Genomic DNA, 23,701 nt, shown 5'->3' on the forward strand with positions numbered 1-23,701 from the left:
TTAACTGTATGCAACGGAGAGAATTGATTAAATTATTTGCACTGGTTCCTTATGCTGGCAGCGTTACCCTTATTCCCTGGGCCACTGCCACCGCCGCACCCACACACTCGGAAAAAGGAAATTTATTTAAAGAACTGGGTGTTCGCACCTTTATAAATGCGGCCGGTACCTACACGGCCATGACCGGTTCTTTAATGCACGATTATGTGATCGAAGCTATTCAGGGCGCTGCTACCGAATTTTGCATGCTCGATGAACTGCAGGATAAAGTAGGGGAGAAGATCGCTGCCCTGGTGCACTCCGAAGCAGCCGTTGTTACTTCAGGCGCCTTCTCGGGCATGACGCTGGGATTGGCCGGTATTTTAACCGGCATGGACCAACATAAAGTAGAGCAATTGCCGCACCTGGATGGCACAGGCATGAAGTCGGAAGTGATTATTCAAAAAGCACATGAAATCGTATACAACCACGCCTTAAAGAATACAGGCTGTAAAATAATTTATGTGGAAACTGCTGCAGAGGTAGAGCAGGCCATTAACGAGCGAACAGCTTTGTTACACTTTTTAAATATAGAAGCCGACAAGGGAAAAATAAAACACGAAGAATGGGTTGCCATCGGCAAAAAGCATAATATTCCAACCTCTATTGATATTGCGGCTGATGTGCCACCGGTATCAAACCTGTGGAAGTTCAATGATATGGGGTTCAGTTTTGTGGTGATCTCCGGTGGCAAAGCCATGCGTGGTCCGCAAAGCGCCGGGTTACTGATGGGTAAGAAAGAGATCATTGCTGCGGCCCGTTTGCACATGCCGCCACGCGGCTTTAATATCGGCCGGGGATTTAAAGTAAATAAAGAAGAAGTGCTGGGCATGTATGTAGCCCTTGATAAATACATTAAAGAAGATCATGATAAAGAATGGAAAGCGTGGGAAGCGGCCACTGCGGTAATTGACAGTGCTGCCAAATCTGTTAGCGGCGTAACTACCAGCATCACCGTACCGTCACTTGGTAATGTAACGCCCACTTTACAGATAGCCTGGGATGCAGGCAAAGTGAAGTTGTCGGGGAAAGACCTGCAGGAGAAATTACGCAGTGGCGCTCCTTCTATCGAAATCGGTGGCGTAAAAGACAATAGCATCACAGTTACCGTTTGGATGTTGAAACCCGGCCAGGAAAAAATTGTGGCCGCCAGGATCAAAGAAGAATTGGTGAAGGCAGTTGGTTAAAAATATTCTCAGGAAAGGCGATGATTGACAACCCGGCTCACCCCTGTTGTGTACCCTCACAGGGGCGCTGGGATATTATTAACTGGTAACCCGCCTTCAGGCAGTGGTGTGCTTTTCAAACCCAAACCAATGGTCAAACCGAGTAGTATCTTATTTTTTCTTTTAACGATTGCATGGCATTTATCTACTGCGCAGAATTATGCTATAGTTATAAAAGGCGGACATGTTATAGATCCCAAAAACAATATTGACGAGGTAATGGATATTGCCGTGAACGATGGCAAAATTGTGAAGGTGGCAAAAACTATTGATGAGTCGAAGGCCACGCAGGTGGTTAATGCCAAAGGGCTTTATGTGACTCCCGGGCTCATCGATGCGCATGTGCACGTTTTTTACGGAACCGATCCGGAGCGCGCATATAGCAATGGCCCTAACGCCGTAATCCCCGATGCTTTTACTTTCAGAAATGGTGTTACCACTGTAGTAGACGCCGGCAGCTCTGGCTGGCGAAACTTTTCAGTTTTTAAAAAACAGGTGATCGATCTGTCACAAACCCGGGTGCTTGCCTTTATAAATATTGTGGGCGAAGGCATGCGGGGTGGCGTATACGAACAGGATACCAAAGACATGGATGGTAAACTCACCGGCATGACGGCCCGGCGTTATCACGATTATATTGTAGGTATTAAAGTAGCCCATTATGTAGGCAGTGAATGGACACCGGTTGATGAAGCCGTTAAAGCAGGCACTATGGCCAATACGCCGGTAATGATCGATTTTGGTGGCAGCAATCCCCCATTGTCTATTGAAGAGCTGTTCATGAAACATTTGCGGCCCGGTGATATTTTCACCCATTGCTTTGGCCAGCTGCGCGACCGTGAACCTATTGTTGATGTGACCAGCCAGAAAGTAAAACCCTTTGTATTGGAAGCAAGAAAGAAAGGGATTGTATTTGATGTGGGCTATGGCTCCATCAGTTTTGCATTTTCACAGGCAATACCTGCTATTAAAAGCGGTTTCAATCCCAATTCAATCAGCACCGATATCCACAGCAACAGCATGAATGCAGCCATGAAAGATATGTTGAACGTGATGTCGAAATTGATGAGCATAGGCATGAACCTGCAAACTGTGATCCAGGCCGCAACCTGGAACCCGGCACAGGAAATAAAACATGAAGAACTGGGGCATTTATCCGAAGGTGCCATTGCTGATATTGCCATCCTGGGCATTCGCACGGGTAAATTCGGATACTTCGATTATACCGGGTTTAAAGTGGAAGGCACGCAAAAGCTGGAATGTGAAATGACCATCAGGGGCGGAAAGATTGTTTATGACCTCGATGGAATTGCCACCCCTGTTACAACCATTAAATGGGGTGTTGCTGAACATTAAAATTGTAAGGGAGAATGAAACGGACTTTTATTATAGCGATTGTTTGGTTGATAAGTTTGTACCCGATAGCTGCGCAGGCCCAAACCATTCCACGCGACGAGCTCATTTTTTTAACTGCTGAATGGAAAGGCGAGCGGTTTGCCGATGGCCGTCCGAAGATTTCGGATGATCTTATTCGCCGCGCCCGCAATATTGCCATTGAAGATGCCTGGACGATCCTGAACAATGAAGGGTATACCTGCCAGTACGAAGGCAACTGGAAAACGGTGAACACCGATACGCCGGTGGTAGGCCGGGCTTTAACGGCCTGCTTTATGCCCAGCCGTCCCGATGTAGAGAAGAATATAAAAGAACGTGGGAAGAAGGAGGGCCGGGTGGGTAATACCAATTCATGGCCCATTGATATACTAACGAAAGGTGATGTATATGTGGCTGATGGCTTTGGAAAAATTTCAGGCGGCACCCTAATTGGGAGCAACCTCGGAAATGCTATTTTCAGCAAATCGGGTAATGGTGTCGTTTTCGACGCGGCTGCCCGCGACCTTGAAGGGCTGACGGAAATAAAGGGTTTCAATGCGTATGTTCGTGACTGGGACCCTTCGTATCTCAAAGAAGAAGTATTAATGGGATTGAATACCCCTATACGCATCGGGCATGCTATGGTAATGCCCGGCGATCTGGTGCTTGCCAAAAAAGGCGGGGTGCTCTTCATTCCTGCCCATATGGCCGAAACGGTGATCGTAACCGCAGAGTTCATTACCCTGAAAGACAAGTTTGGCATCAGCATGCTAAAGGCCGGCAAATACACCCCGGGGCAAATCGACAACCAGTGGACCGATAAAATAAAACAGGATTTCCTGGACTGGTTACAAAAGAACCCCAACGAGATCCCCATGACCCGCGCTCAATTGGATGAGTACATGAAGAAGCGAACCTGGTAGCTTAGCATCATTAGCTAATTTGATAATGTGATAATTGGCTAATGGAGTACAGGGCTCCCGCCGCGTTGCTGCCTTTAGCATTAAGCGTTCGGCGTTCAGCGTTCAGCCTTCTGCCTTCTGCCTTCTTCCATGCAACCAATGACTTTCAAAAAACATCTTTCACCATTGAAAATTACCTTTTGACAACCCACATTTCAGTACAAACCATGACAAAGATTGCCTTGCCAATCGCTGCTATATGTTTGATAGCCTTTGTAGTCTTCAGTGTAATTGATAGCACCGCATTTGCAGGCCCCTGGCTGATCGCATTTTTTTTAAGTTTATCCATAGGTTTCAGGGCTTATGCTGTATTGAAAGGGTTCTCTTTCACCCTGCTGATCTTTGCGGCAGTTACCACCGCATTATATTATCCGCAATATTTTTCAACCTGGGGCGGGGTAAAGCTCGCGTCGCTTTTTACGCCTTTGCTCCAGATCATCATGTTTGGGATGGGAACCGAAATGGGGATCAAAGATTTTGCGGGCGTTATAAAGATGCCTAAAGCGGTACTCATTGGGTTATTCGGGCACTTCACCTTTATGCCGCTGGCCGGTTATACGTTGGCGCGCCTGTTTAATTTTCCGCCCGAAATTGCCGCCGGTGTTGTATTGATCGGCAGTATGCCCTGTGGCATGGCCTCCAATGTAATGTCGTACCTGGCCAATGCCAACCTGGCGCTGTCGGTTACCCTAACGGCCATTGCTACCCTTTTATCGCCCTTTTTAACCCCTTTGTGGATGAAAGTGCTGGGCGGACAATTCATTAAAGTAGATGCCCTGGCCATGATGTGGGAGATCATCAAGATTGTGGTAATACCTATTGGAGCCGGTCTGCTGTTCAACCGGTTCTTTAAAGGAAAGGTCAGCTGGCTCGATAAGATCATGCCATTGATCTCGATGTTCGGCATTGCCTTTATTATTGTGATCATTGTGGCGGCTGGCAGGAATAACCTGCTCGTGATCGGTCCTGCGTTAATTGTATGTGCACTTATTCATAATACTACCGGCTATTTGTTTGGCTTCTGGATAGGAAAATTATTCGGCCTGCCCGAACGTGATGCGCGCACAATTGCCATTGAGGTGGGCATGCAAAACGGTGGACTGGCATCTGGTCTGGCAAAAGCAATGGGTAAAGCCGCTACCCTGGGATTGGCGCCTGCCGTCTTTGGTCCCCTGATGAATATAACCGGTTCTATGTTAGCATCTTACTGGCACAGGAATCCACCGGTTGATAAAGAGAAGGAACAGAATACATTAAGTACCGAAGGGTTACAGGTGGTGCAAGGGGAGTAGTAGGTGGCAGGTTGGTAAGTTCATAGGTTCGTAAGTTATTAGGTTGAACGTAAAACAAAAGAACCCAATAACCTACAAACTTAAGAACCTAATAACTGGTACTTAAAACCGAGGTGCTGGAACTAAAAACTAACTAATTTTCTGAGCATATAACTCTCTATTCTTTAGAATCGTCTTCATATGTTGTTCCGCCCACAGCGCCAGTTGCTCAATATGCGGCAACAAACTTCTGCCCAGTTCCGTCAATTCATATTCCACGCGTGGCGGGATCTCGGGATACAGTGTACGGGAGATCAGGCCATCGGCTTCCAGGGAACGTAAGGTTACCGTTAACATTTTCTGCGAAATATCGCCAATCTGTTGGTTCAACTCGTTAAACCGCTGTTTTCCAACATGTCCCAGGGTGGAAATAATCAGGATGCTCCACTTGTCGCCGAAGCGGTCCAGGATCTGGCGGATTGAACAATTAAGATGTTCTGGTTTTTTTTCACTACAATTTTTCATGTCTAAACATTGAGGATCAATATCACTTCCCTCCATGTAAGTTACTTTCATAGAAGTAACTACTTTGTTGGTATTAACTTACTTTGTAGCTTTGACTCTCCAAAAGAGAGTAAGGCTCCTTTAGGATGCAAATTAAAACAAAAAACTAAGTATCACAAGTTCTGGCAAAATTGACCCAATCAATTTTTTTACAAGTAGCTAAATGTTAGCTACTTATGATGCTGTTCAGAACAAGTGATGCTGCAAAGGATATAATTATGAAAGTAGAGATTTGGTCAGATGTGATGTGTCCGTTTTGCTATATTGGCAAACGGCGATTTGAAAATGCGTTGCAGGAACTGCCTTTTAAAGACGAAATAGAGGTGGAATGGAAAAGTTTTCAGCTCAATCCCGACCTGCAATACCAGCCCGGCCGGAATATTCACCAATACCTGGCTGAACATAAAGGCTTTTCTATAGAAAAGGCCAAAGAGTTGAATAATTATGTAACCGATATGGCCGCCCAGGAAGGGTTGACCTATGATTTTGAAAAAGCCGTAGTGGCCAATTCTTTCGATGCGCACCGTTTTGCGCACCTGGCGAAAAAACTGGGCAAAGGCGATGCGGCCGAAGAAAGCCTGTTCAAGGCCTATTTTACCGAAGGCAAAAATATTTCAGACTACGACACTTTAGTGCAATTAGGAACAGCAATCGGTCTGGATGGCGCTGCGGTGAAACAGGCGCTGGAAAACGAGGACTATACGAAAGAGGTACATAAGGACATTGCAGAAGCCGACGCAATTGGCGTTCGTGGCGTGCCGTTTTTTGTGATCGACCGCAAGTATGCCGTATCAGGCGCCCAGGCCAAAGACGTGTTTGCACAAGCGCTGGAACGTTCTTATTCGGAATGGAAAAAGGAAAATACAACATTCACCACCATCGAAGGGGAAGTTTGTTCTCCAGATGGTGATTGCAAATAAGGATATACTTATATTTGCGCCCCCCTAAACGCTTATTGTAAGCGATTGCTCATCACATTTAGCCATATGTAATTTTTCCAGACAAACAATTTGGAAAGGTTAAGGGCTTGTTTTACCTGTACATTAATACTCAAACAATAGAAACATGAAAAAAGCAATTATCATCGCGTCATTATTGATTTCATCTGCAGCAACAACGTTTGCACAAACCTGGTCTGTTGACAAAGCACACTCAAGAGTTGGATTTAACTTCACGCACCTGCAAATTGCACAGCTGGGTGGAACCTTCAACAGCATCGATGGCAAGCTCACTTCAGCAAAGCCTGATTTTTCTGATGCCTCAGTTGAATTTTCTGCAGATATCAACAGCATCAGCACTGGTAGCGAGCAACGCGACAACCACCTGAAAACCGCTGATTTTTTCGATGCTGAAAAATTCCCCAAGTTGACTTTCAAAAGCACTTCCTGGAAAAAAGTAGCCGACAAAAAATACAAAGTAACTGGTGACCTTACCATGCATGGCGTTACAAAACCGGTTACACTGGATGTAGTACTGGGCGGCGTTGGCACACACCCACAAACTAAAAAGCCAATCGCTGGTTTCAAAATTACCGGTACTATCAATCGTAAAGACTTTGGCGTGTCTCCCGCAACACCATCTATCATGGTGAGCGATGACGTGAACCTGGATGCAGCCACTGAATTTTCAAAAGACTAATTAGTTCTGATAAGATTTAGAATATGAAAAAGCTGATCTTTTCTATGGCAACACTGCTGGTAATTACAGCAGTGTTCGCCTTCAGCGTTGCTCAAAAATGGGCTATTGCTGACAAATACAGTATCAAATTTTCGAGCGGCGATGTAGGCGGTATTTTTAAAACATTTACCGGCAGCATCGATTTTGATGAGGCAAATCCCGCCAGCTCAAAATTTGACGTATCAATTGATGTAAACTCTATTAATACCGGTAACGGGTTACAAAACAAACACGCCAAGGGCGACGAGTGGTTTGATGCCGCCAAATACCCTGCTATCAAATACACATCCAAAAAGATTGTAAAAGCAGGTGCAGGTTACCAGGTAACCGGCGATCTGACAATAAAAGGCGTAACAAAAGAATACACCATCCCCTTTACCTTTAAAAAGGCCGGCGCCGGCGCCACCTTCAATGGCAGCTTTACTGTAAACCGCTCCGATTTCAAGATCGGTAAACCCGGCGGCGAAGTGGGCGAACAGATAAAAATTGACGTAGCTGTGCCGGTTACCAAGGGCTAATAAACCACAAATAGTATGTTTAAAAGATTATTATTACTGGGGTTGATATCCGGCGTGCTGGCAGCAGTGGCATCATTGATCTATCAAAAGGTGTATTTTAAAACAAATGAGATCGATTTTTCAGGGACCATAAAACCTGTAACCGTTTTTCTTATTTGTATCCTGGCAGGCTTACTGGCATCTGTTGGTTATGGAATAGTAACCAAATGGCTGCCCCGTTATGGTGACATCATTTTCAACCTGGTGTTCACTATCGTAAGCTTTGCGACCATCCTGGGACCTATCGCCTATAAATTCCCGCTTGAATTTGAAAGTCCGGAATTTTTCCCTGGGTTAGCTATCCCCATGCACTTCTTTCCCGCATTGGGCTGGTACACGCTAAAGCCCCTTTTCATAAAGAAATAATTTCATTGAGGTAAATACTGTTCAGAGCGTCCGCCAACCGGCGGAACGCTTTTTTTATGCCCAAACACTAAATGCCCCTACCTTTGGCTATACAGACATAATTCTCAACAGCTGTATAAATAGCTGTAGCTGATTATATTTGTTAAATACTTGATAGACTGTAAAAGAATTCCTCATATGAATTACTACACGTTACTGGATGAAATAAAGCAATACGTAACTACCTACTTCCATACCCATACAAATGATAAATTAATTTATCATAACCTGGCGCATACCGAGAACGTGGTGAATGCAGCTGTTGAGATCGCCAATCACTACCGCCTGAGCGACCTGGATTATTTTGTGGTGGTAACGGCCGCCTGGTTTCACGACATCGGGTATTATTCTGACCCATCACGCCATGAGGAAAAAGGAGCGGAAGAAGCCGCGGCGTTTTTGAAAAGACAGGGCATTGACGAAACTACCATTCAAACCGTAGGCAATTGCATCCGGGCTACCAGGTTGCCGCAAAGCCCCGAAACCCTGCTGGAAAAAATTGTAGCCGACGCAGATCTGTTTCATTTAGGAACCTCCCGGTTTACGGAGACCAATAAAACTATGCGCAAGGAGTTTATGGCCTTACATAATATGGACATCAGTAAGGACGAGTGGCGGGCAAAAACCATCCGTTTGCTCGAATCGCACCACTATCATACCGATTACGCCCAGTTGTTGCTGAACGATGCCAAGGCCAAACACCTGGAAAAGCTGAAAGAGAAACAGGCCGGGAAGGAACCGGAAATAAAAGCAGCCCCCATTCAGGCCCCGGCGGTAAAATCAAAAATAAAACCCCTGCTCCCGGAAGAAAATCCGCTGGAAAAGGCAAAACGAAAAAACCGGCCCGAGCGGGGTATCGAAACCATGTTCCGCATCACTTCCGGCAACCACCAGCGGTTGAGTGATATGGCCGACAGCAAAGCGCATATCATGATCTCGGTGAATTCGATCATCATTTCGGTACTGCTTAGTGTATTGTTGAAGAACCTGGAACAATTTCCCCAATATACCATACCGGCTATGCTGTTGTTAGGCGTTAGCCTGGTTACCATTGTATTTGCCATACTGGCTACCCGGCCCAATATTCCCAAGGGCACCTTCACGCAAACCGACATCAATGAAAAGCAGGTGAACCTGTTATTCTTTGGCAACTTTTTTAAAATGAGCCTCGACGATTATACCGGAGGAATGTTGCATATGATGGACGATCGCGATTTTTTATACCGCAGCCTTATAAAGGACATTTACTCACAGGGCGTGGTGCTGGGTACCAAATACCAGCGGTTACGCATTTCCTATAACGTATTCATGTACGGGTTGATCGTTTCCGTGATTGCTTTTTCAATAGCCGCCATCCTAACTACCTGAAACTGGTAACAGCATGCAATCAGAATTTTTCGATAGAGACCTTAGTTGGCTCGCATTTAATGGAAGAGTACTGGAAGAGGCAGGAAGCGAGCATGTTCCTTTGCTGGAGCGGATCAGATTTCTATCTATCTATTCCTCCAACCTCGACGAGTTTTACCGGGTACGTATGCCCGCGGTGATGGCCCTGGAGAAATTACAGGCAAAAGGCGATGAAGAAATAGCCGAACACGTAAAAAGGGATGTGCTGCTGCAAATCATAGAAATAATAAACCAACAGCAGGAACGCTTTGGGGCTATTTTAACCACCGGGCTATTGCCACTATTAAAGGAGAAGGGCATTCATTTATTATATAATGAACCCATTCCTGCGGATATAAGTACGGAAGTATCGGATTACTTCTATACCCAGGTAATGGCCTTTCTGCAACCGGTGTTTTTGTCAGTCTCAGGCATAAAGTTCTTTCCTGAAAATAACAAGATTTACCTGTTGGTAGTGATCGAAGGCGAGAAGGGATTCGATGAATTGGTAATTATTAATATCCCATCCGATAACCTGCCCCGGTTCTACACCGTTAAAAAAGAGAACGAACAGATTGTTATTTTTCTCGACGATATTATAAAATATAATCTTTCAGCCATCTTCAAACATACCTTTGTTAAAGGGTGTTATAGTTTCAAAATAACCCGCGATGCCGAGCTGGAAGTGGCCGATGATTATGCCGGCGATATTGCCCGCAAAATTGAAGAGCAGTTAACCAAACGCGATTTTGGCCTGGCTACCCGTTTGCTCCATGAGCCAGGTCTTGAACACGAACATCTGCGATTACTCACGATAGCCCTGAAGCTGCAACATGCCATGATTGTACAGGGCGGCCATTATCACAACCTGAAAGACCTGGGTTCCTTTCCCTCGAACAATACAGCGATAAGTTATGAACGCTGGCCTGCCATTCCACTAAAGGTAGGTGAAGGGGCTTTTTCGTTGTTTGAAGAAGTAGAAAAGAAGGATCTTATGTTACATCCGCCATACCAGTCGTACGACATGGTATTGCGTTTTTTTAATGAGGCAGCAGTTGACCCTGCTGTAACGGAAATATATGTAACGCTGTATCGTATTGCCAGCGATTCCCGCATTGGCAATGCCCTGGTAAGTGCGGCGAAGAACGGGAAGAAGGTATCTGTGTTGGTGGAATTAAAAGCCCGTTTCGATGAAGCCAATAACATTCGCTGGGCAAAGAAAATGAAGACCGCGGGCGTAAAAATTATTTACAGCCCTGCCTCATTGAAAGTGCATGCCAAGATAGCGCTGGTAAAACGAAGAAAGGAAAATCGCATCTCTTATGTGGGTTTGCTGGCAACCGGCAATATGAACGAAAGCACTGCCCGTTTTTATACCGATCATATTCTTTTTACCGCGCATCCCGAAATATTGCGGGAGATGGAACTGTTATTCATCTTCCTGGGGCATCGGAAAAAAACAGGTAATCCAGGGCTGATAAACTTCAATTACTTATTGGTAGCGCAATTCAACCTGCAGCAACGCTTCCTGCAATTGATTGACCGGGAAATTGAACATGCCCGCGCCGGAAAGGAAGCGGCCATCACCATCAAAATGAACAACCTGGAAGAAAAGGTTTTGATAAATAAGTTGTACGAGGCCTCGCAGGCCGGGGTGAAGGTCCGGATGATCGTAAGAAGCATTTGTTGTTTAAAGCCTGGTGTACCCGGTTTAAGTGAGCATATAATAGTGACCCGGATTGTTGACCGGTACCTGGAGCACGGTAGAATATTTGTATTTCATAATAACGGTACGCCTGAATTGTACATGGGCTCATCAGACTGGATGAACCGGAATATCTACCGCCGCATTGAAGTTTGTTTCCCGGTATTTGATTCAGCTATTAAAAAGCAGGTGCTGGAGATGCTGCAGCTGCAACTTCAGGATAACGGGCAGGCGGTGCAAATAGATCCCCAGCTTAACAATGTTCCGTTACCAAAAGAAGGCGGGCTGGTGTATTCGCAACAAGCTATCTACAATTACCTGGCAAAAGGCCAGGGATAAATAAAAAGATTATGCATACAAGGAAGATGATACCGGTTGGGGTGCTGTTTTTAAGCCTGGTTATACTATCAGCCGCCTGCAAACAAAAACGGAAATTTGACGGTCCAAAAGGGTATGCGCTCAATACGCCGCAGAAGTTTATTATGCCTACCAGCCTGCATGAAATTTCGGGGATTGCTTTTTATAAAGGGAACCCGGATACAGTATATGCCGAGCAGGATGAAGATGGAAAAGTATTCTACCTGAAACCAGGCGATCACCATGCCCTGGCTTTTAAATTCGGTAAGCATGGCGATTATGAAGATATAGCCATCAGTAACGAGTTTGTGATCATGTTGAAAAGCAATGGCCACCTGTACACCTTTCCTTTTGCCGATCTGCAGCAGGAGGGAACCGAGCGGGTAGTAGAATGGAAAGACCTGTTGCCAAAAGGCGAGTATGAAGGCATGTATGCCGATGAAGCAAGCGGCCTGATTTATATAATTTGCAAGAACTGTCCGGATGAAAGTGATCTGAAAATTGCAAAAGGCTATATATTGCAGCTTAATAACCAGGGACAGCTTAGTCAACATGGTAATTTCGCTGTTGATGTAAAAGAGGTTGATAAGGTCCTTGGAACGAAGAAACTGGAATTTCGCCCATCTGCCCTGGCACAAAACCCCCGTACCAAAGAATGGTACATCATTGCATCCATAGGAAAAGTATTAGTGGTTACCGATCCCAACTGGAAAGTGACGGCCGTGTATAATTTGAATCCGGCCCTGTATGTGCAACCCGAAGGAATAGCATTCGATAAAAACTACAATCTGTATATATCCAATGAAGGCGGTGACCTGCATTCTGGAAATATTTTAAAAACTGCCTGGACGGGAAAATAAACCTGGTTAGCCTATGTTATTAAGAATTTTACACTTTGTATTACTGATTGTTTTAACTGCGCAGTTGGCAAAAGCACAAACCGACAGTGCTGTTGTAAAAGCGCATCCTTCCTATGATAGTGTAACCAGGATGCACCGCCGGATATTTGGCGAAAATTTCCGTAAAGAGTGGGCGGCGCCGGTAAAACTGCCGGTTATCAGGTTGTCTGAAAAAGGACTGATCCCCTTGCAACGCGGGGGCGGGCATCAAACCCACTCCTTACGTATGAAGGACGCCAGTGGCAAAGAATGGGTGCTGCGCAGTATTGAAAAATATCCCGAGATCTTATTGCCCGTAGCAATACGTGAAACATTCGCTGCCGACTGGGTGCGCGACGCTATGAGCGCCCAGCATCCATATGCACCATTGATAGTGCCGGTGTTATCGCAGGCAGTGCATATACCACATGCCAATCCTTTAATTGGGATGGTAGCACCCGATAAAAACCTGGGCGAATACGAAAAGGAGTTTGCCAATACCATGTGTTTGCTGGAAGAAAGAGAACCGCTGGGCAACTCTGACAATACAGGTAAAATGTTGCAACGCCTGAATGAAGACAATGATAATACTGTTGATACCATTGGTTATTTCAGGGCCCGTTTGCTTGACCTGTTCCTGGGCGACTGGGACCGCCACGAAGATCAGTGGCGTTGGTTAGATGAACAAAAAGGGGACGGAAGAAAATACCTGGCCATTCCCCGCGATCGCGACCAGGCTTTGTACCGGAATGAAGGCTTTATTCCCAGGCTTGCCTCCCGCAAATGGCTGGCCCCCTTCCTGCAGGGTTTCAAGGGATATATTAAAAAAGGGAATTACTTTTTCATGGAGGGCCGCAAACTCAACTCCCGGTTATTGATACAACTTGACCATGAACGCTGGATGCAACAAACCAACCAGTTTGCAGGCATGCTAACAGATGAAGTGCTGGAAGCAGCGCTGGCTAAACTGCCACCCGAAGTTTATGCAATTAAGCATGATGAGCTGCTGCGCAAAATGAAAGAACGCCGGGGCAATTTGCCAAAGGCCATGGAGAATTACTATTATTTTTTGAACCGGATCGTTGACATACAGGTGTCTGATAAAAGTGAATTAGTTGAAGTAACCAACGGCATCAATAATGGCTTACAGGTAGTAATACATAAATTGTCGAAAAAAGGTAAGACCGGTGAACAACTGTTTGCCCGCAATTTTCTGCCTTCCGAAACCAAGGAATTACGGTTTTACTTAGGCAATGGCGATGACAGTGTACTGCTGAATACCACCAATAGAAAAATAAAAATGCGGATGATTGGTGGTGATGGCGCAAAAATATTTCATGTGCAGGAAACCGGTAAAAAAGTATGTGTGTATGAAAAAGAAACCGGCTCCACCTTCAGTGGTGAAACCGGCCGTTTGAGAAAACATTTGTCGAACGATACCACCAATACCAGTATTATTCCCACCAATCCTTACAGTATTGTAAAGCCGCTTATAGCGGCGGGATACAACCTCGATGATGGGGTTTTACTGGGCGCTGGTATACAGGTAATGCTGCCGGGCTTTAGAAAAGTGCCTTATGGAAGTGTGCAAACGCTAACACTGGCCCACTCTTTTTCAACGACTGCCTTCCGCATCCGGTACAGAGGCGAATGGTTCAAAGCAATAGGAAAGGCAGACCTGGTAATGCAGGCTACTGTATTTGCGCCAAATAACACCCGCAACTTTTTTGGCCGGGGAAATGAGACCGAGTTTATAAAAGAAGGGGATTACAAAAGGTATTACCGTACCCGGTATAATTTGTATGAGGCCACCCCCTCATTGCGCTGGCGCTTTAGCCGGTTCACCACCCTTAGTGCAGGTCCCTCTGTTCAGTTCTATCAATCAGACAGCGGCGACAACAGCCAGCGGTTTATTACCAAAACTTCACAGATAAATTCATACGATAGTAACTCCATCAACCAGGATAAAGCGCATGCCGGAGTAGTGTTGAACCTGATCCGTGATAAACGTGATAACATCATCTTACCTACAAACGGGCATTATTTTAATTTTTTGGTGCAGGCATATGGCGGATTGAATAAGGAATCAAAATCATATGTAATGCTGACGCCTGAAATAGACCTGTATAAAGACCTGAGCAAAAAAGGCCGGATTGTAGTGGCCGAACGGTTAGGCGGTGCTGTTACTTTCGGTAAATCAGCTTTTTATCAATCAGCATTTTTAGGAGGGCATGAAAACCTGCTGGGTTTTCGCCAGTACCGGTTTGCCGGTGAACACATGTTATACAACAATCTTGAATTTCGTATAAAGCTGGCTAACTTTGCCAGTTACATCTTGCCTGGTCAGTTTGGCGTAACAGGGTTCTACGATGTAGGCCGTGTTTGGGTTAAAGATGAATCGTCAAATGTTTGGCACCAGGGTGTTGGGGGAGGAATATACTTTGCGCCTGCGCAAATGGCAGTTTTTCAGTTACAGATGGGGTATTCCAACGAAGGCTGGTACCCCTATATCAGAATGGGTTTCAGGTTTTAAAACCGCCATCCGGCTGATATAATTACCGGTTTCACCGGTTGGTAAGGTGACAAACGGGCTGATTTTCAGTTATGGCATCCTATTGGGGTATAGCAGGGGCTGGGCCTGTTGCACTGCTGCCTGAAATGACTGCTAAAAAAGTGTAGCGCCTATAGCAATAAATGGCTTTGTGTATGCAAACGATGACGATTAATATTAACGAGAAATTTTCGCTGACTAATTTAGATACGGCTTTTTCCTTACGTCCATTCACCAACTTTTTAAAAAAGAGCCTTAAACACGACTCCTCTTTAAAAGATAAACTCACTGCCTTCCTGCTGGAGAAGCTGGGAGAGTTCCCTGAACTGGAAGGCGATGTTCCGCTGGATAACCTGGATAAATACCGCGATGTGCTGGAACTGATCTTTGTAAGCATGTCGAATGTAACGGAAGATGAAACCCGCTTACCCTGGGCATTAGGAATGCCGTTACGGCCGCATTTTGTATATGGCACCGATGCGTTTCAGAAGCTGATGGTAGATACAAAGAACAGCAAACTTAAAAAGGCGGTTATTGAGGGCGGTGAAGAAATGATGCGGCTGCGCAATTTGCGGATAGCCTATACTTTTATCCTTGAACGCATTTACAATTTCGCTCCCTTCCATAAGAATGAGATCATCCATTCCTATATAGATGAAGAAACCGGGTTGATACGGCATTTAAAAATAAACATCGACACCCGTTTTATAGAGGTTATACCGGTTGGGGAAATCCCCGATCTGAGCGCTGTTACCGCTACCGGTCACATCGATGAAGACCATGGGTTTGAAAAACTGGAAAGGGTATTACCACTGGAGCTGTTTAAATTCAGGGGCATGTCGGTAGTTACCATATCCGATGAAACGGCAAAGTATGCAGTAGAAACCATCAAGAATACGATCGTGAACCTTCACCGGAAGGAAGAAGACAGGTGCCACCACGATGTAACCAAATCATTGAAAACGCTGGTGCAGAACGATGCCATCGATTTTAATGTAACTCCTTTGTTCCGCATTAATGACAAACTGGTGCTGCCGCACATGCATGAACTGCGAAGTGTGATGATGGGCGATAATGAAGAGTGTTCCAGCGGCGCTGCGCGTAGCGCTTACCAGGCATTTGCAGAAGCTTATATTAAAAACCCAAGGCCGTTAATTTATAAAACCATTTCTACTAAAGAAGCAAAACTCTACCCATTTTTATCAGCCTGTACAAGAACCGGTATTCAGTCGTTCATAGTATTACCACTGTACTACAATAACAACCTGGCCGGCATGCTTGAAATTTATACCCGCAAGCCAGGAATACTGGACGAAAAAGTACTGGCCCTGCTGGAGCCTGCCTATCCCGTATTGGCGCAGCTGGTGCAACTTTCTATCGATGACTTTGATTCAGCCATCGATGGGGTGATAAAGGAGAAATTCACTTCGCTACAGCCTGCAGTGCAATGGAAGTTCAATGAAGCCGCCTGGAATTACCTGCAGGAAGTGGAGTATAATGGCAAAGGCAAAATAGAAACCGTAGGTTTTGAAAGTGTATATCCATTGTATGGCGCCGTTGATATCCGCAATTCAACCGTTGAACGTAACCGGGCGCAGCTGAGCGATCTGCAACACCAGTTCGCTATTCTGCTCGAAACCCTGCAGGAAGTTAAAAAGCATTACAGCCTGGCGTTGACCGATGAAATGATCTATAAATGCCGGAAATGGAAAAACACGCTCGATGATTCATTAACGCCGCATAGCGAAGTAAAGCTCACCGATTTCCTGGAGAAGGAAGCAGTGTCTTTTTTGAAACATTTTAAACTTACCCATCCCGGTTCTGCCAGTATAGTGGAGAAGTATTTTGCCGCCACTGAAGAAATGACCGGCAGTGCGTGGACGAACAGACGGGAACTGGAAGAGTCGATGCAATCGGTGAACACCGCCGTAAATAATTACCTCGACCTGATGAAGGATGAATTGCAGCAATCGTACCCCTGCTATTTTGAACGTTTCAGAACAGATGGGGTGGAGTATGATATTTACATCGGGCAGGCCATTGCACCACAAAAACCGTTTGATGTTCTGTATTTGAAGAACCTGCGGTTGTGGCAGATTTCCTCTATGGCCGCCATTGCGAAGATCACGCATAACCTGCTGCCGAATTTGTCGAAGCCCTTGCAAACCACTCAGCTTATATTCATCCACAGCAATACCATCGATATCAGTTTCCGCAATGATGAGCGCCGGTTTGATGCCGAAGGCGGTTACAATATCCGCTACCAGGTTATTAAAAAACGGATCGACAAAGTGCATGTGGCCGATACCAACGAGCGATTGACCCAGCCCGGAAAGATTGCCCTGGTATATTTTAACCGCCGCGATGCCGATGAATACATTTCGCACATTCAATACCTGCAGGAACAAGGCATTTTGTTGAACGACCTCGAGTTTCTTGACCTGGAAGAATTGCAGGGCGTTGCCGGGTTAAAAGCATTGCGCGTAGGTATTAACCTGGAATACGATCAGGAAATTGCTTAGTGTTTTTTTCTTTTCTACCAGCTTGATATGAATTGCCATAAAAACGCTGTATATTGATTCGATATGAAGCGGGGGCAATTCATCACCCTGTTATGGTTAAGTATATACCTGACAGGAACAGCTTATGGGCAACAGCAGGATACAACGTATCGCCATATGTTCAGAGCATATGAAGACAATGATCTGTTTAACGTGGTTGGGGGCATCTCCGACCGTGGCTACACCAATGGCACCAGGTTCGACTACTTCTATATAAATAATAAACCCCCGCGTTTCTTCCTTCACCATATTATGCCAAAGGCTGGCGACAGCAGCGTAAATACATATGGCTTTAGCATAATGCAGGTGATGATAACACCCAAAAACATCCTGCGAAGAATACCCCTGAGAAGTGACTTCCCTTATTCAGGTTCCCTGTTCGCAACCCACTCATTACAGTCTGTCAATCCCGTAAAAAAATACAGCTGGCAAAGCGAATTGATGCTGGGCGTATTGGGGCCACCGTCATTGGCGCAGCAAACCCAGGAATCAGTGCATCACCTGGTGGGTTATTTCAAACCCAATGGGTGGGATTACCAGCTAAAAACCGATCTGTTGCTGAATATAAGTGTAGCCGGTGAAAAGCAACTGGCCCATATTCATAAAGCCCTGGAGTTGATCGGCGGTGCACAGGCATTTGCCGGTACTGCGTTGAATGGGCTGGCAGCCTGGACTACCCTTCGACTGGGAATGATGGATCCTTATTTTAATGGCTATTTATCGCGGTATTCAGCCCCTTATGAGCGTAGAAACCGGCAGCAGATCTATTTCTTTTTTCGCCCCGCCGTTGAATTAACGCTTAGCAATGCCTTTATTGGCGGCGGCATCTTCAACCGGAAAAACCGGCCCATTCCCCCGCCCGATCCCAATTACGATGAAGCCGATAACGCAGATATGGTGCGGGAGCGCGTAGTGGCAAAATGCGATTACGGCGTGGTTGTTTCTTCGGGCCGCATTGGCATTTCCTATACACTCACTTCCATGACGCCTATGGTAAAAGGCACTGGTAACCAGGAAACCAGTAATATCTCCCTCTACATCGCCTGGTAAAATTCTGAAAACGAAAAAATGGCAGGGTCCCGGTGGACCCTAAAGGTGCTAATGCTTTTTGTCAATGTTTAGTGAACCATCTCTTATCCTAAGGTCATCATAGGGTATTCCTAAGGTATTCCTTAGCTCATCCTAGGGTTTTAACCCAAGGATAACCCTGGGATAACCTTAGGATTACCTAAGGATGACCCTAGGATGGAAGGAGAATGAGCGGTGAAAGACACCAGGATGAAAAATAAACAAGAGAGTTTGCCAAAAATTATAATTTGATATTCAATAAGCTAGCAAAAGTTGAATAAAATTTTAAAAACTTTTCTAAAATAATTAAAAAGATAATTTAACTTAACATTATATTTGGTAAAAGAATCTGTTATAGTTGCTTATGGAAAGGAACATATTGTATAAAAGGAGGATCGTTAAGCATCTGTACTTTGGCAATATGCTTTCATGTGCCGATTTAAGCGACAAGATCCACAAAAGTATTCCGCTTACCACCAAGATGTTGGGCAAACTGATGGAAGAAGGGATGGTGACGGAAACAGGCTATGCAGCATCAACCGGCGGACGCCGGCCTGTGATGTATTCCTTAAAAGAAGACGTAATGTATGTGGTGTCGGTAGCTATGGACCAGCTGGTTACCCAAATAGCTATCCTCGACATGCAGAACCGGAATGTAAGCAGTATTGAACTGTTTGAATTACCCCTTACGAAAAACCCGGATGCACCGTCCGCCCTGGCAGATAAGATTAATGAGATCATTAGCCGGTCGGGCATTCCGAAAAATAAAATAGCCGGAATAGGCATTGGCATGCCCGGCTTTGTGAATTCAGCAAAAGGGATTAACTACACCTTTTTGGAAACAGCTGGTGTTACTATCAGCCAGTACATTTCAGCCAAAGTTAAATTACCCGTGTTCATCGATAACGACTCGCGGCTTATTGCCCTGGCCGAACTGAAGTTTGGCGCGGCCCGGCAACGCAAGAATGCATTGGTGATAAATGTAGGCTGGGGTGTGGGATTAGGAATGATCCTGGAAGGTGAGCTGTTCAGAGGGCATGATGGCTTTGCCGGTGAGTTTAGCCACATCCCGCTTTTTTTGAACAACAAATTGTGCAGTTGCGGTAAAAGCGGATGCCTGGAAACAGAAACCTCTCTGTTAGTAGTGATCGAAAAAGCGAGTAAGGGCCTTGAAAGCGGGAAGCTGTCGACGTTAAAGCATAAAGAACTCTCGGCAGACCATCCTGAAAAGGCCTTTTTAAATATAGTAGCCGCTGCGGGCAAGGGCGACAAGTTTGCGGTAGAGATATTGTCTGAAGCCGGCTACAACATTGGTCGCGGGGTTGCCATCCTGATCCATTTACTGAACCCCGAGGTAGTGATCCTGAGCGGACGTGGGTCATCGGCCGGAAAGATCTGGCAGGCCCCCATACAGCAGGCATTGAATGAGCATTGTATCCCCGTGCTGTCAGCGAATACCGAAGTAGAGATCTCGGCATTAGGATACAACGCAGAGCTTACGGGTGCTGCCGCTCTTGTGATGGAGAATTATGAACAGGAAGAAACAAGAAACCTCACCCATGAAATAAACCGGATGTTTTAAACCTGTCCGGTCCCTCATTGATCTTATCCGAATTCATTTTACAGTATAGCCACCAGAGAAAAATTTAAAAAGCCGGAGTGTTTTGCGAAAGCAATATTCCAGCTTACGCTACCATAAAGCCAGAACTCTTTTATTGACAAACAAACAAACTGCTATGACGAAAGCAACCATCCGACTATTGCTGATCGCACTGTCGTGTATCTGGGGTATAACAGGTACTGCACAGGAGAAAAAAACGATTAGTGGCATAGTGAAGGACAGCACTGGAACCGCTTTGCCAGGTGTATCTATCACAGAAAAAGGAACTTCAACTGCTACTGTAACCGACATGAACGGTTCGTTCAGGATCCCGGTATCCACTGCAAAACCGGTGCTCATATTTTCTTATGTTGGCTACAGCAAAAAAGAGATTTCATTAGGAAGCCAAACCACACTCAATGTAACGCTTGCTGGTGAGGTCACCAGCCTGGAAGGCGTTGTGGTAACAAGTTTAGGGGTAAAGCGCCAGCAAAAATCGTTGGGCTACGCCGTAAGCACCATAAAAGCTGAAGACCTGACCAGAACAGGTTCGCCCAACTTTGCTTCGGCATTATATGGTAAAGCGCCTGGCGTACGTATCGGTACCACACCTGGTGGCGCCACCAGTGCGGTTAATATCACCATACGTGGTATCAACTCCATTACCGGTAAAAACCAGCCTTTGATTGTATTGGATGGTGTGCCTATCCGTGATGGTGAAGTAAAGAACAATGATTACTATGCCGATCAGCGGTTGCGTGGTAACGGTTTATTGGATATAAACCCCGAAGACATTGATAACGTAACAATATTGAAAGGCGCTTCGGCGGCCGCGCTGTATGGTTCAGACGCCGTTAACGGTGTAGTGCTCATTACCACCAAAAGCGGAAAGAATAAAAAGGGATACAGCGTAGACTTTTCTGCCAATTACAGTGTGGATAAGGTAGCCTACTTACCCCAATTGCAGAATGTAAGAGGGCCCGGCGCTCCCTGGCATGTAAGTAAGGGAAATCAGGATTCCACTACCGGGTTCGTTTGGTATGATTTGGATAATGATGGTATAAAAGAAACCAGGGGTAATACCAGCCATACCATCAACTTCGGACGTAAATTCGACGGCGTGCCCACCATGGGTTGGGATGGTGTTATAAGACCTTATGAGGCGCAGAAAGATAACTACAAACATTTGTTCCAAACGGGGCATAATTCAAGTGTGAGTGTTGCTATGTCGCATTCTGATGAAAAATCGAATGTGCGTTTTTCTTTAACCCGTCAAACCAATGAAGGCATAAGTCTTGGTGCAAAAAATGCCAAGAATATAGCGAATTTTAACAGCAGTTTCAGGTTAAACAAGCGGTTCTCTACTGATGTAATGGTGAATTATATCAACCAGAAAACCAATAACCGCCCTTACAGCGTTGACCGTTTAATGAACAATTTTACCGGTATGATGAGCCGGTTCGATAATGGCGACTGGTATCTGAACAAATATAAAACAAGCCGGGGTTATAAAGCCGTACAGGGTGCTGCTACACAAAGCGTAACGCCCTCGGAAAATATCATTTATCCTGGTTATAAATCTGACATAGCAGATTATCTCTGGCGGGTTAAGGAATATAATGAAGAAGAATTAAACAACCGCGTAATAGCCAGCCTTACCAATAACTGGCAGATCCTGGATGATCTGAAATTACGTGCAAGAATTGCTACCGACTTTACTTCGCAAAGAACAGAGACAAAAAAAACCACTGAAATACCATTGGTTTATCAGCAACCAGTAAACGATGGAACCCAGGGGGGAAGTTTTGGCCTCTCTACTTATTTAAATACCATAGTGTATGGCGATCTGCTGTTGACCTATACCAAAAAAATAACGCCCGATGTGGAAGTGAACGTGATGGGCGGTTACACAGCCCAGAAGGAGAATACGACTGCAACGCAGCGGGAAACCAATGGCGGGTTATCTGTTGAAAACTGGTTCGACCTGGCTGCATCTGTTACTAATATGACTTATAGTCCTGATTGGAACTACAGGAGAAGACTTGTCAAGGATGCGTTTATTGGAACCCTTAATGCCAATTACAAAGGTTACCTGTTCCTGGAAGGTACTTTGCGCCGTGACCGCACTTCTACAATGAATCCTAATAACAACAGCTTTGTTTATCCTTCTGTAAACTCAAGTTTTGTAATATCAGAGGCATTTGATTTGCCTTCTTTCATCAGCTTTAGCAAGCTCCGTGGTTCGTGGGGCATAGTAGGTAACTATCCGGATATTTACGGGGCTAATATCGCGTATAACCAAACATCATTGGGGATACAGCAGGCGAATGGTACACCGGTTATATACACTTATCTTCCTACAGCCTTTGGTAATGATGGCATCAGACCCGAACAAAAGCATGAAATTGAATTCGGTCTTGAAAGTAAGTTCTTCCATAACCGGTTAGGGCTCGATGTTTCCTATTATAATGGTCAAATCAGAGACCAGATATTGCCTATCACAGTTGCCAACAGCACTGGTTACAATTCAGTGCTTACCAATGTGGGTACCTTAAGAAATAAGGGTATTGAAATTGGCCTTACCGGAACACCTGTATCTAAAAGAGATTTCAGATGGGATGCAGGGATCAATTTCTCCTTCAACAAAAACCTGGTTGAAAAACTGACCAATGGATCTAACCAGCTGATTCACCAGGATTACGACGGTAACGCAGCCCAGTTAATTTCGAAAGTAGGGCAGCCAATGGGTGATTTTTATGCGCACCCCGTTGCTACCGATAACAAAGGCCAAAAGCTCGTTGGTCCCGATGGATTGTATTTGCTGAGCGACAGTTTAACAAAAGTGGGAAATGCCATGCCTAAAGTGGTGGGTGGTATTTTCAGCAGCTTTAGCTACAAGTCATTTACTTTGGATGTACTGGCCGATTTCCGGTTTGGCGGTTACGTAATGCCTACCGGTATTAACTGGATGACCAGCCGTGGATTGACGAAAGAAAGTTTGGGGAATATGGATAAAGAACATGGCGGTCTTACCTACTATTACGATGAGTCAAAGCAAATGGGTATTCCAACCAATGCAGCTACAGGACCTAAGGGCGAAAGAGTATACGATGATGGAATGTTGATGCAAGGGGTAACTGCAGATGGCAAACCAAATACCAACATTATATCCCAGGCTTATTACTACTGGAATACATATAATTGGGGTGGCCCTCAATACAGTTCCTCCCGCTATGAATTGTATATAAAGAAAAATTCGTACATAAAAATGCGGGAAGTAAGTTTAAGTTATAGCATACCTGTAAAACTGGCGAATAAAATAGGCGCTAATAAATTACAGTTATCGGTATTCGGCCGCAACCTGTTCTATTTCTACCGCACTTTGAAGAATATGGATGCAGAACAAACGACTGCAGGTTCAAGATGGTTTCAATCGCTTACCAATGTTGGTACCAACCCGTCTACAAGAACCTATGGTGTAATGTTAAGAGCAGGATTCTAAATCGTATTAACAATTAAA

At 45.2% G+C, this 23,701-nt stretch carries 17 protein-coding genes; 16 read left to right on the forward strand and 1 reads right to left on the reverse strand.

The window, feature by feature from the left end:
* Positions 1-8: 8 nt before the first annotated feature.
* The 4 genes from NIAKO_RS35615 (at position 9) to NIAKO_RS35630 (ending at position 4,893) form a co-directional block, all read left to right on the forward strand.
* The gene (locus tag NIAKO_RS35615) at positions 9-1,226 is read left to right on the forward strand and encodes a selenocysteine synthase (protein WP_014223367.1); all 1,218 of its coding nucleotides are present in this window, start codon (positions 9-11) and stop codon (positions 1,224-1,226) included.
* A gap of 129 nt (positions 1,227-1,355) precedes the next feature.
* The gene (locus NIAKO_RS35620) at positions 1,356-2,621 is read left to right on the forward strand and encodes an amidohydrolase/deacetylase family metallohydrolase (RefSeq protein WP_014223368.1); all 1,266 of its coding nucleotides are present in this window, start codon (positions 1,356-1,358) and stop codon (positions 2,619-2,621) included.
* A 14-nt stretch (positions 2,622-2,635) separates the two neighbouring features.
* Positions 2,636-3,562, forward strand: coding sequence for an RraA family protein (locus NIAKO_RS35625; protein ID WP_014223369.1), 927 nt, complete (start codon positions 2,636-2,638; stop codon positions 3,560-3,562).
* Between the two features lie 206 nt (positions 3,563-3,768).
* Positions 3,769-4,893 (forward strand): bile acid:sodium symporter family protein, encoded by a 1,125-nt coding sequence (locus tag NIAKO_RS35630; protein WP_041349967.1) that lies wholly within the window; start codon positions 3,769-3,771, stop codon positions 4,891-4,893.
* Positions 4,894-5,022: 129 nt separating this feature from the next.
* On the opposite strand, the gene NIAKO_RS35635 is transcribed toward NIAKO_RS35630, so the two are convergent.
* Positions 5,023-5,448 carry a winged helix-turn-helix transcriptional regulator gene (locus NIAKO_RS35635; RefSeq protein ID WP_107685502.1) on the reverse strand — a complete coding sequence of 142 codons (426 nt, stop codon included), beginning with the start codon at positions 5,446-5,448 and terminating at the stop codon, positions 5,023-5,025.
* A 206-nt stretch (positions 5,449-5,654) separates the two neighbouring features.
* Between NIAKO_RS35635 and NIAKO_RS35640 the strand changes: the two genes are divergently transcribed.
* From NIAKO_RS35640 to NIAKO_RS35695, 12 genes are all read left to right on the forward strand, one after another.
* Positions 5,655-6,356, forward strand: coding sequence for a DsbA family oxidoreductase (locus NIAKO_RS35640; RefSeq protein WP_041349971.1), 702 nt, complete (start codon positions 5,655-5,657; stop codon positions 6,354-6,356).
* Between the two features lie 145 nt (positions 6,357-6,501).
* Positions 6,502-7,074 (forward strand): YceI family protein, encoded by a 573-nt coding sequence (locus NIAKO_RS35645; protein WP_014223373.1) that lies wholly within the window; start codon positions 6,502-6,504, stop codon positions 7,072-7,074.
* A gap of 23 nt (positions 7,075-7,097) precedes the next feature.
* Positions 7,098-7,631, forward strand: coding sequence for a YceI family protein (locus NIAKO_RS35650; RefSeq protein ID WP_014223374.1), 534 nt, complete (start codon positions 7,098-7,100; stop codon positions 7,629-7,631).
* Positions 7,632-7,646: 15 nt separating this feature from the next.
* Entirely contained in the window at positions 7,647-8,036 is a 390-nt protein-coding gene (locus NIAKO_RS35655) for a hypothetical protein (protein WP_014223375.1), read from the forward strand.
* 177 nt (positions 8,037-8,213) lie between these two features.
* Positions 8,214-9,443 carry a Pycsar system effector family protein gene (locus NIAKO_RS35660; protein WP_014223376.1) on the forward strand — a complete coding sequence of 410 codons (1,230 nt, stop codon included), beginning with the start codon at positions 8,214-8,216 and terminating at the stop codon, positions 9,441-9,443.
* Between the two features lie 13 nt (positions 9,444-9,456).
* Positions 9,457-11,505: a polyphosphate kinase 1 gene (gene ppk1, locus NIAKO_RS35665; RefSeq protein WP_014223377.1), complete on the forward strand. Its 2,049-nt coding sequence runs from the start codon at positions 9,457-9,459 to the stop codon at positions 11,503-11,505.
* Between the two features lie 11 nt (positions 11,506-11,516).
* Positions 11,517-12,383, forward strand: a complete 867-nt coding sequence (locus NIAKO_RS35670; RefSeq protein WP_014223378.1) for a hypothetical protein — start codon at positions 11,517-11,519, stop codon at positions 12,381-12,383.
* Positions 12,384-12,396: 13 nt separating this feature from the next.
* The gene (locus NIAKO_RS35675) at positions 12,397-14,934 is read left to right on the forward strand and encodes a BamA/TamA family outer membrane protein (RefSeq protein ID WP_014223379.1); all 2,538 of its coding nucleotides are present in this window, start codon (positions 12,397-12,399) and stop codon (positions 14,932-14,934) included.
* Between the two features lie 173 nt (positions 14,935-15,107).
* Entirely contained in the window at positions 15,108-17,474 is a 2,367-nt protein-coding gene (locus NIAKO_RS35680; RefSeq protein WP_014223380.1) for a GAF domain-containing protein, read from the forward strand.
* Between the two features lie 63 nt (positions 17,475-17,537).
* The gene (locus tag NIAKO_RS35685) at positions 17,538-18,563 is read left to right on the forward strand and encodes a lipid A deacylase LpxR family protein (protein WP_014223381.1); all 1,026 of its coding nucleotides are present in this window, start codon (positions 17,538-17,540) and stop codon (positions 18,561-18,563) included.
* Positions 18,564-18,945: 382 nt separating this feature from the next.
* Positions 18,946-20,163: an ROK family protein gene (locus NIAKO_RS35690; protein ID WP_014223382.1), complete on the forward strand. Its 1,218-nt coding sequence runs from the start codon at positions 18,946-18,948 to the stop codon at positions 20,161-20,163.
* Between the two features lie 154 nt (positions 20,164-20,317).
* Entirely contained in the window at positions 20,318-23,683 is a 3,366-nt protein-coding gene (locus tag NIAKO_RS35695) for a SusC/RagA family TonB-linked outer membrane protein (protein WP_014223383.1), read from the forward strand.
* The last annotated feature ends 18 nt before the right edge of the window (positions 23,684-23,701 follow it).

This window comes from Niastella koreensis GR20-10, assembly GCF_000246855.1.
GTDB lineage: Bacteria > Bacteroidota > Bacteroidia > Chitinophagales > Chitinophagaceae > Niastella > Niastella koreensis.

Bases quoted from the DNA above. Each gene is read 5' to 3' on its own strand.
- NIAKO_RS35685 (WP_014223381.1), top strand. From the start codon at position 17,538: ATGAAGCGGGGGCAATTCATCACCCTGTTATGGTTAAGTATATACCTG.
- NIAKO_RS35620 (WP_014223368.1), top strand. From the start codon at position 1,356: ATGGTCAAACCGAGTAGTATCTTATTTTTTCTTTTAACGATTGCATGG.
- NIAKO_RS35640 (WP_041349971.1), top strand. From the start codon at position 5,655: ATGAAAGTAGAGATTTGGTCAGATGTGATGTGTCCGTTTTGCTATATT.
- NIAKO_RS35630 (WP_041349967.1), top strand. From the start codon at position 3,769: ATGACAAAGATTGCCTTGCCAATCGCTGCTATATGTTTGATAGCCTTT.
- NIAKO_RS35625 (WP_014223369.1), top strand. From the start codon at position 2,636: ATGAAACGGACTTTTATTATAGCGATTGTTTGGTTGATAAGTTTGTAC.
- NIAKO_RS35645 (WP_014223373.1), top strand. From the start codon at position 6,502: ATGAAAAAAGCAATTATCATCGCGTCATTATTGATTTCATCTGCAGCA.
- NIAKO_RS35675 (WP_014223379.1), top strand. From the start codon at position 12,397: ATGTTATTAAGAATTTTACACTTTGTATTACTGATTGTTTTAACTGCG.
- NIAKO_RS35655 (WP_014223375.1), top strand. From the start codon at position 7,647: ATGTTTAAAAGATTATTATTACTGGGGTTGATATCCGGCGTGCTGGCA.
- NIAKO_RS35680 (WP_014223380.1), top strand. From the start codon at position 15,108: ATGCAAACGATGACGATTAATATTAACGAGAAATTTTCGCTGACTAAT.
- NIAKO_RS35635 (WP_107685502.1), bottom strand. From the start codon at position 5,448: ATGAAAGTAACTTACATGGAGGGAAGTGATATTGATCCTCAATGTTTA.
- NIAKO_RS35615 (WP_014223367.1), top strand. From the start codon at position 9: ATGCAACGGAGAGAATTGATTAAATTATTTGCACTGGTTCCTTATGCT.
- NIAKO_RS35670 (WP_014223378.1), top strand. From the start codon at position 11,517: ATGCATACAAGGAAGATGATACCGGTTGGGGTGCTGTTTTTAAGCCTG.
- ppk1 (WP_014223377.1), top strand. From the start codon at position 9,457: ATGCAATCAGAATTTTTCGATAGAGACCTTAGTTGGCTCGCATTTAAT.
- NIAKO_RS35650 (WP_014223374.1), top strand. From the start codon at position 7,098: ATGAAAAAGCTGATCTTTTCTATGGCAACACTGCTGGTAATTACAGCA.
- NIAKO_RS35695 (WP_014223383.1), top strand. From the start codon at position 20,318: ATGACGAAAGCAACCATCCGACTATTGCTGATCGCACTGTCGTGTATC.
- NIAKO_RS35660 (WP_014223376.1), top strand. From the start codon at position 8,214: ATGAATTACTACACGTTACTGGATGAAATAAAGCAATACGTAACTACC.
- NIAKO_RS35690 (WP_014223382.1), top strand. From the start codon at position 18,946: ATGGAAAGGAACATATTGTATAAAAGGAGGATCGTTAAGCATCTGTAC.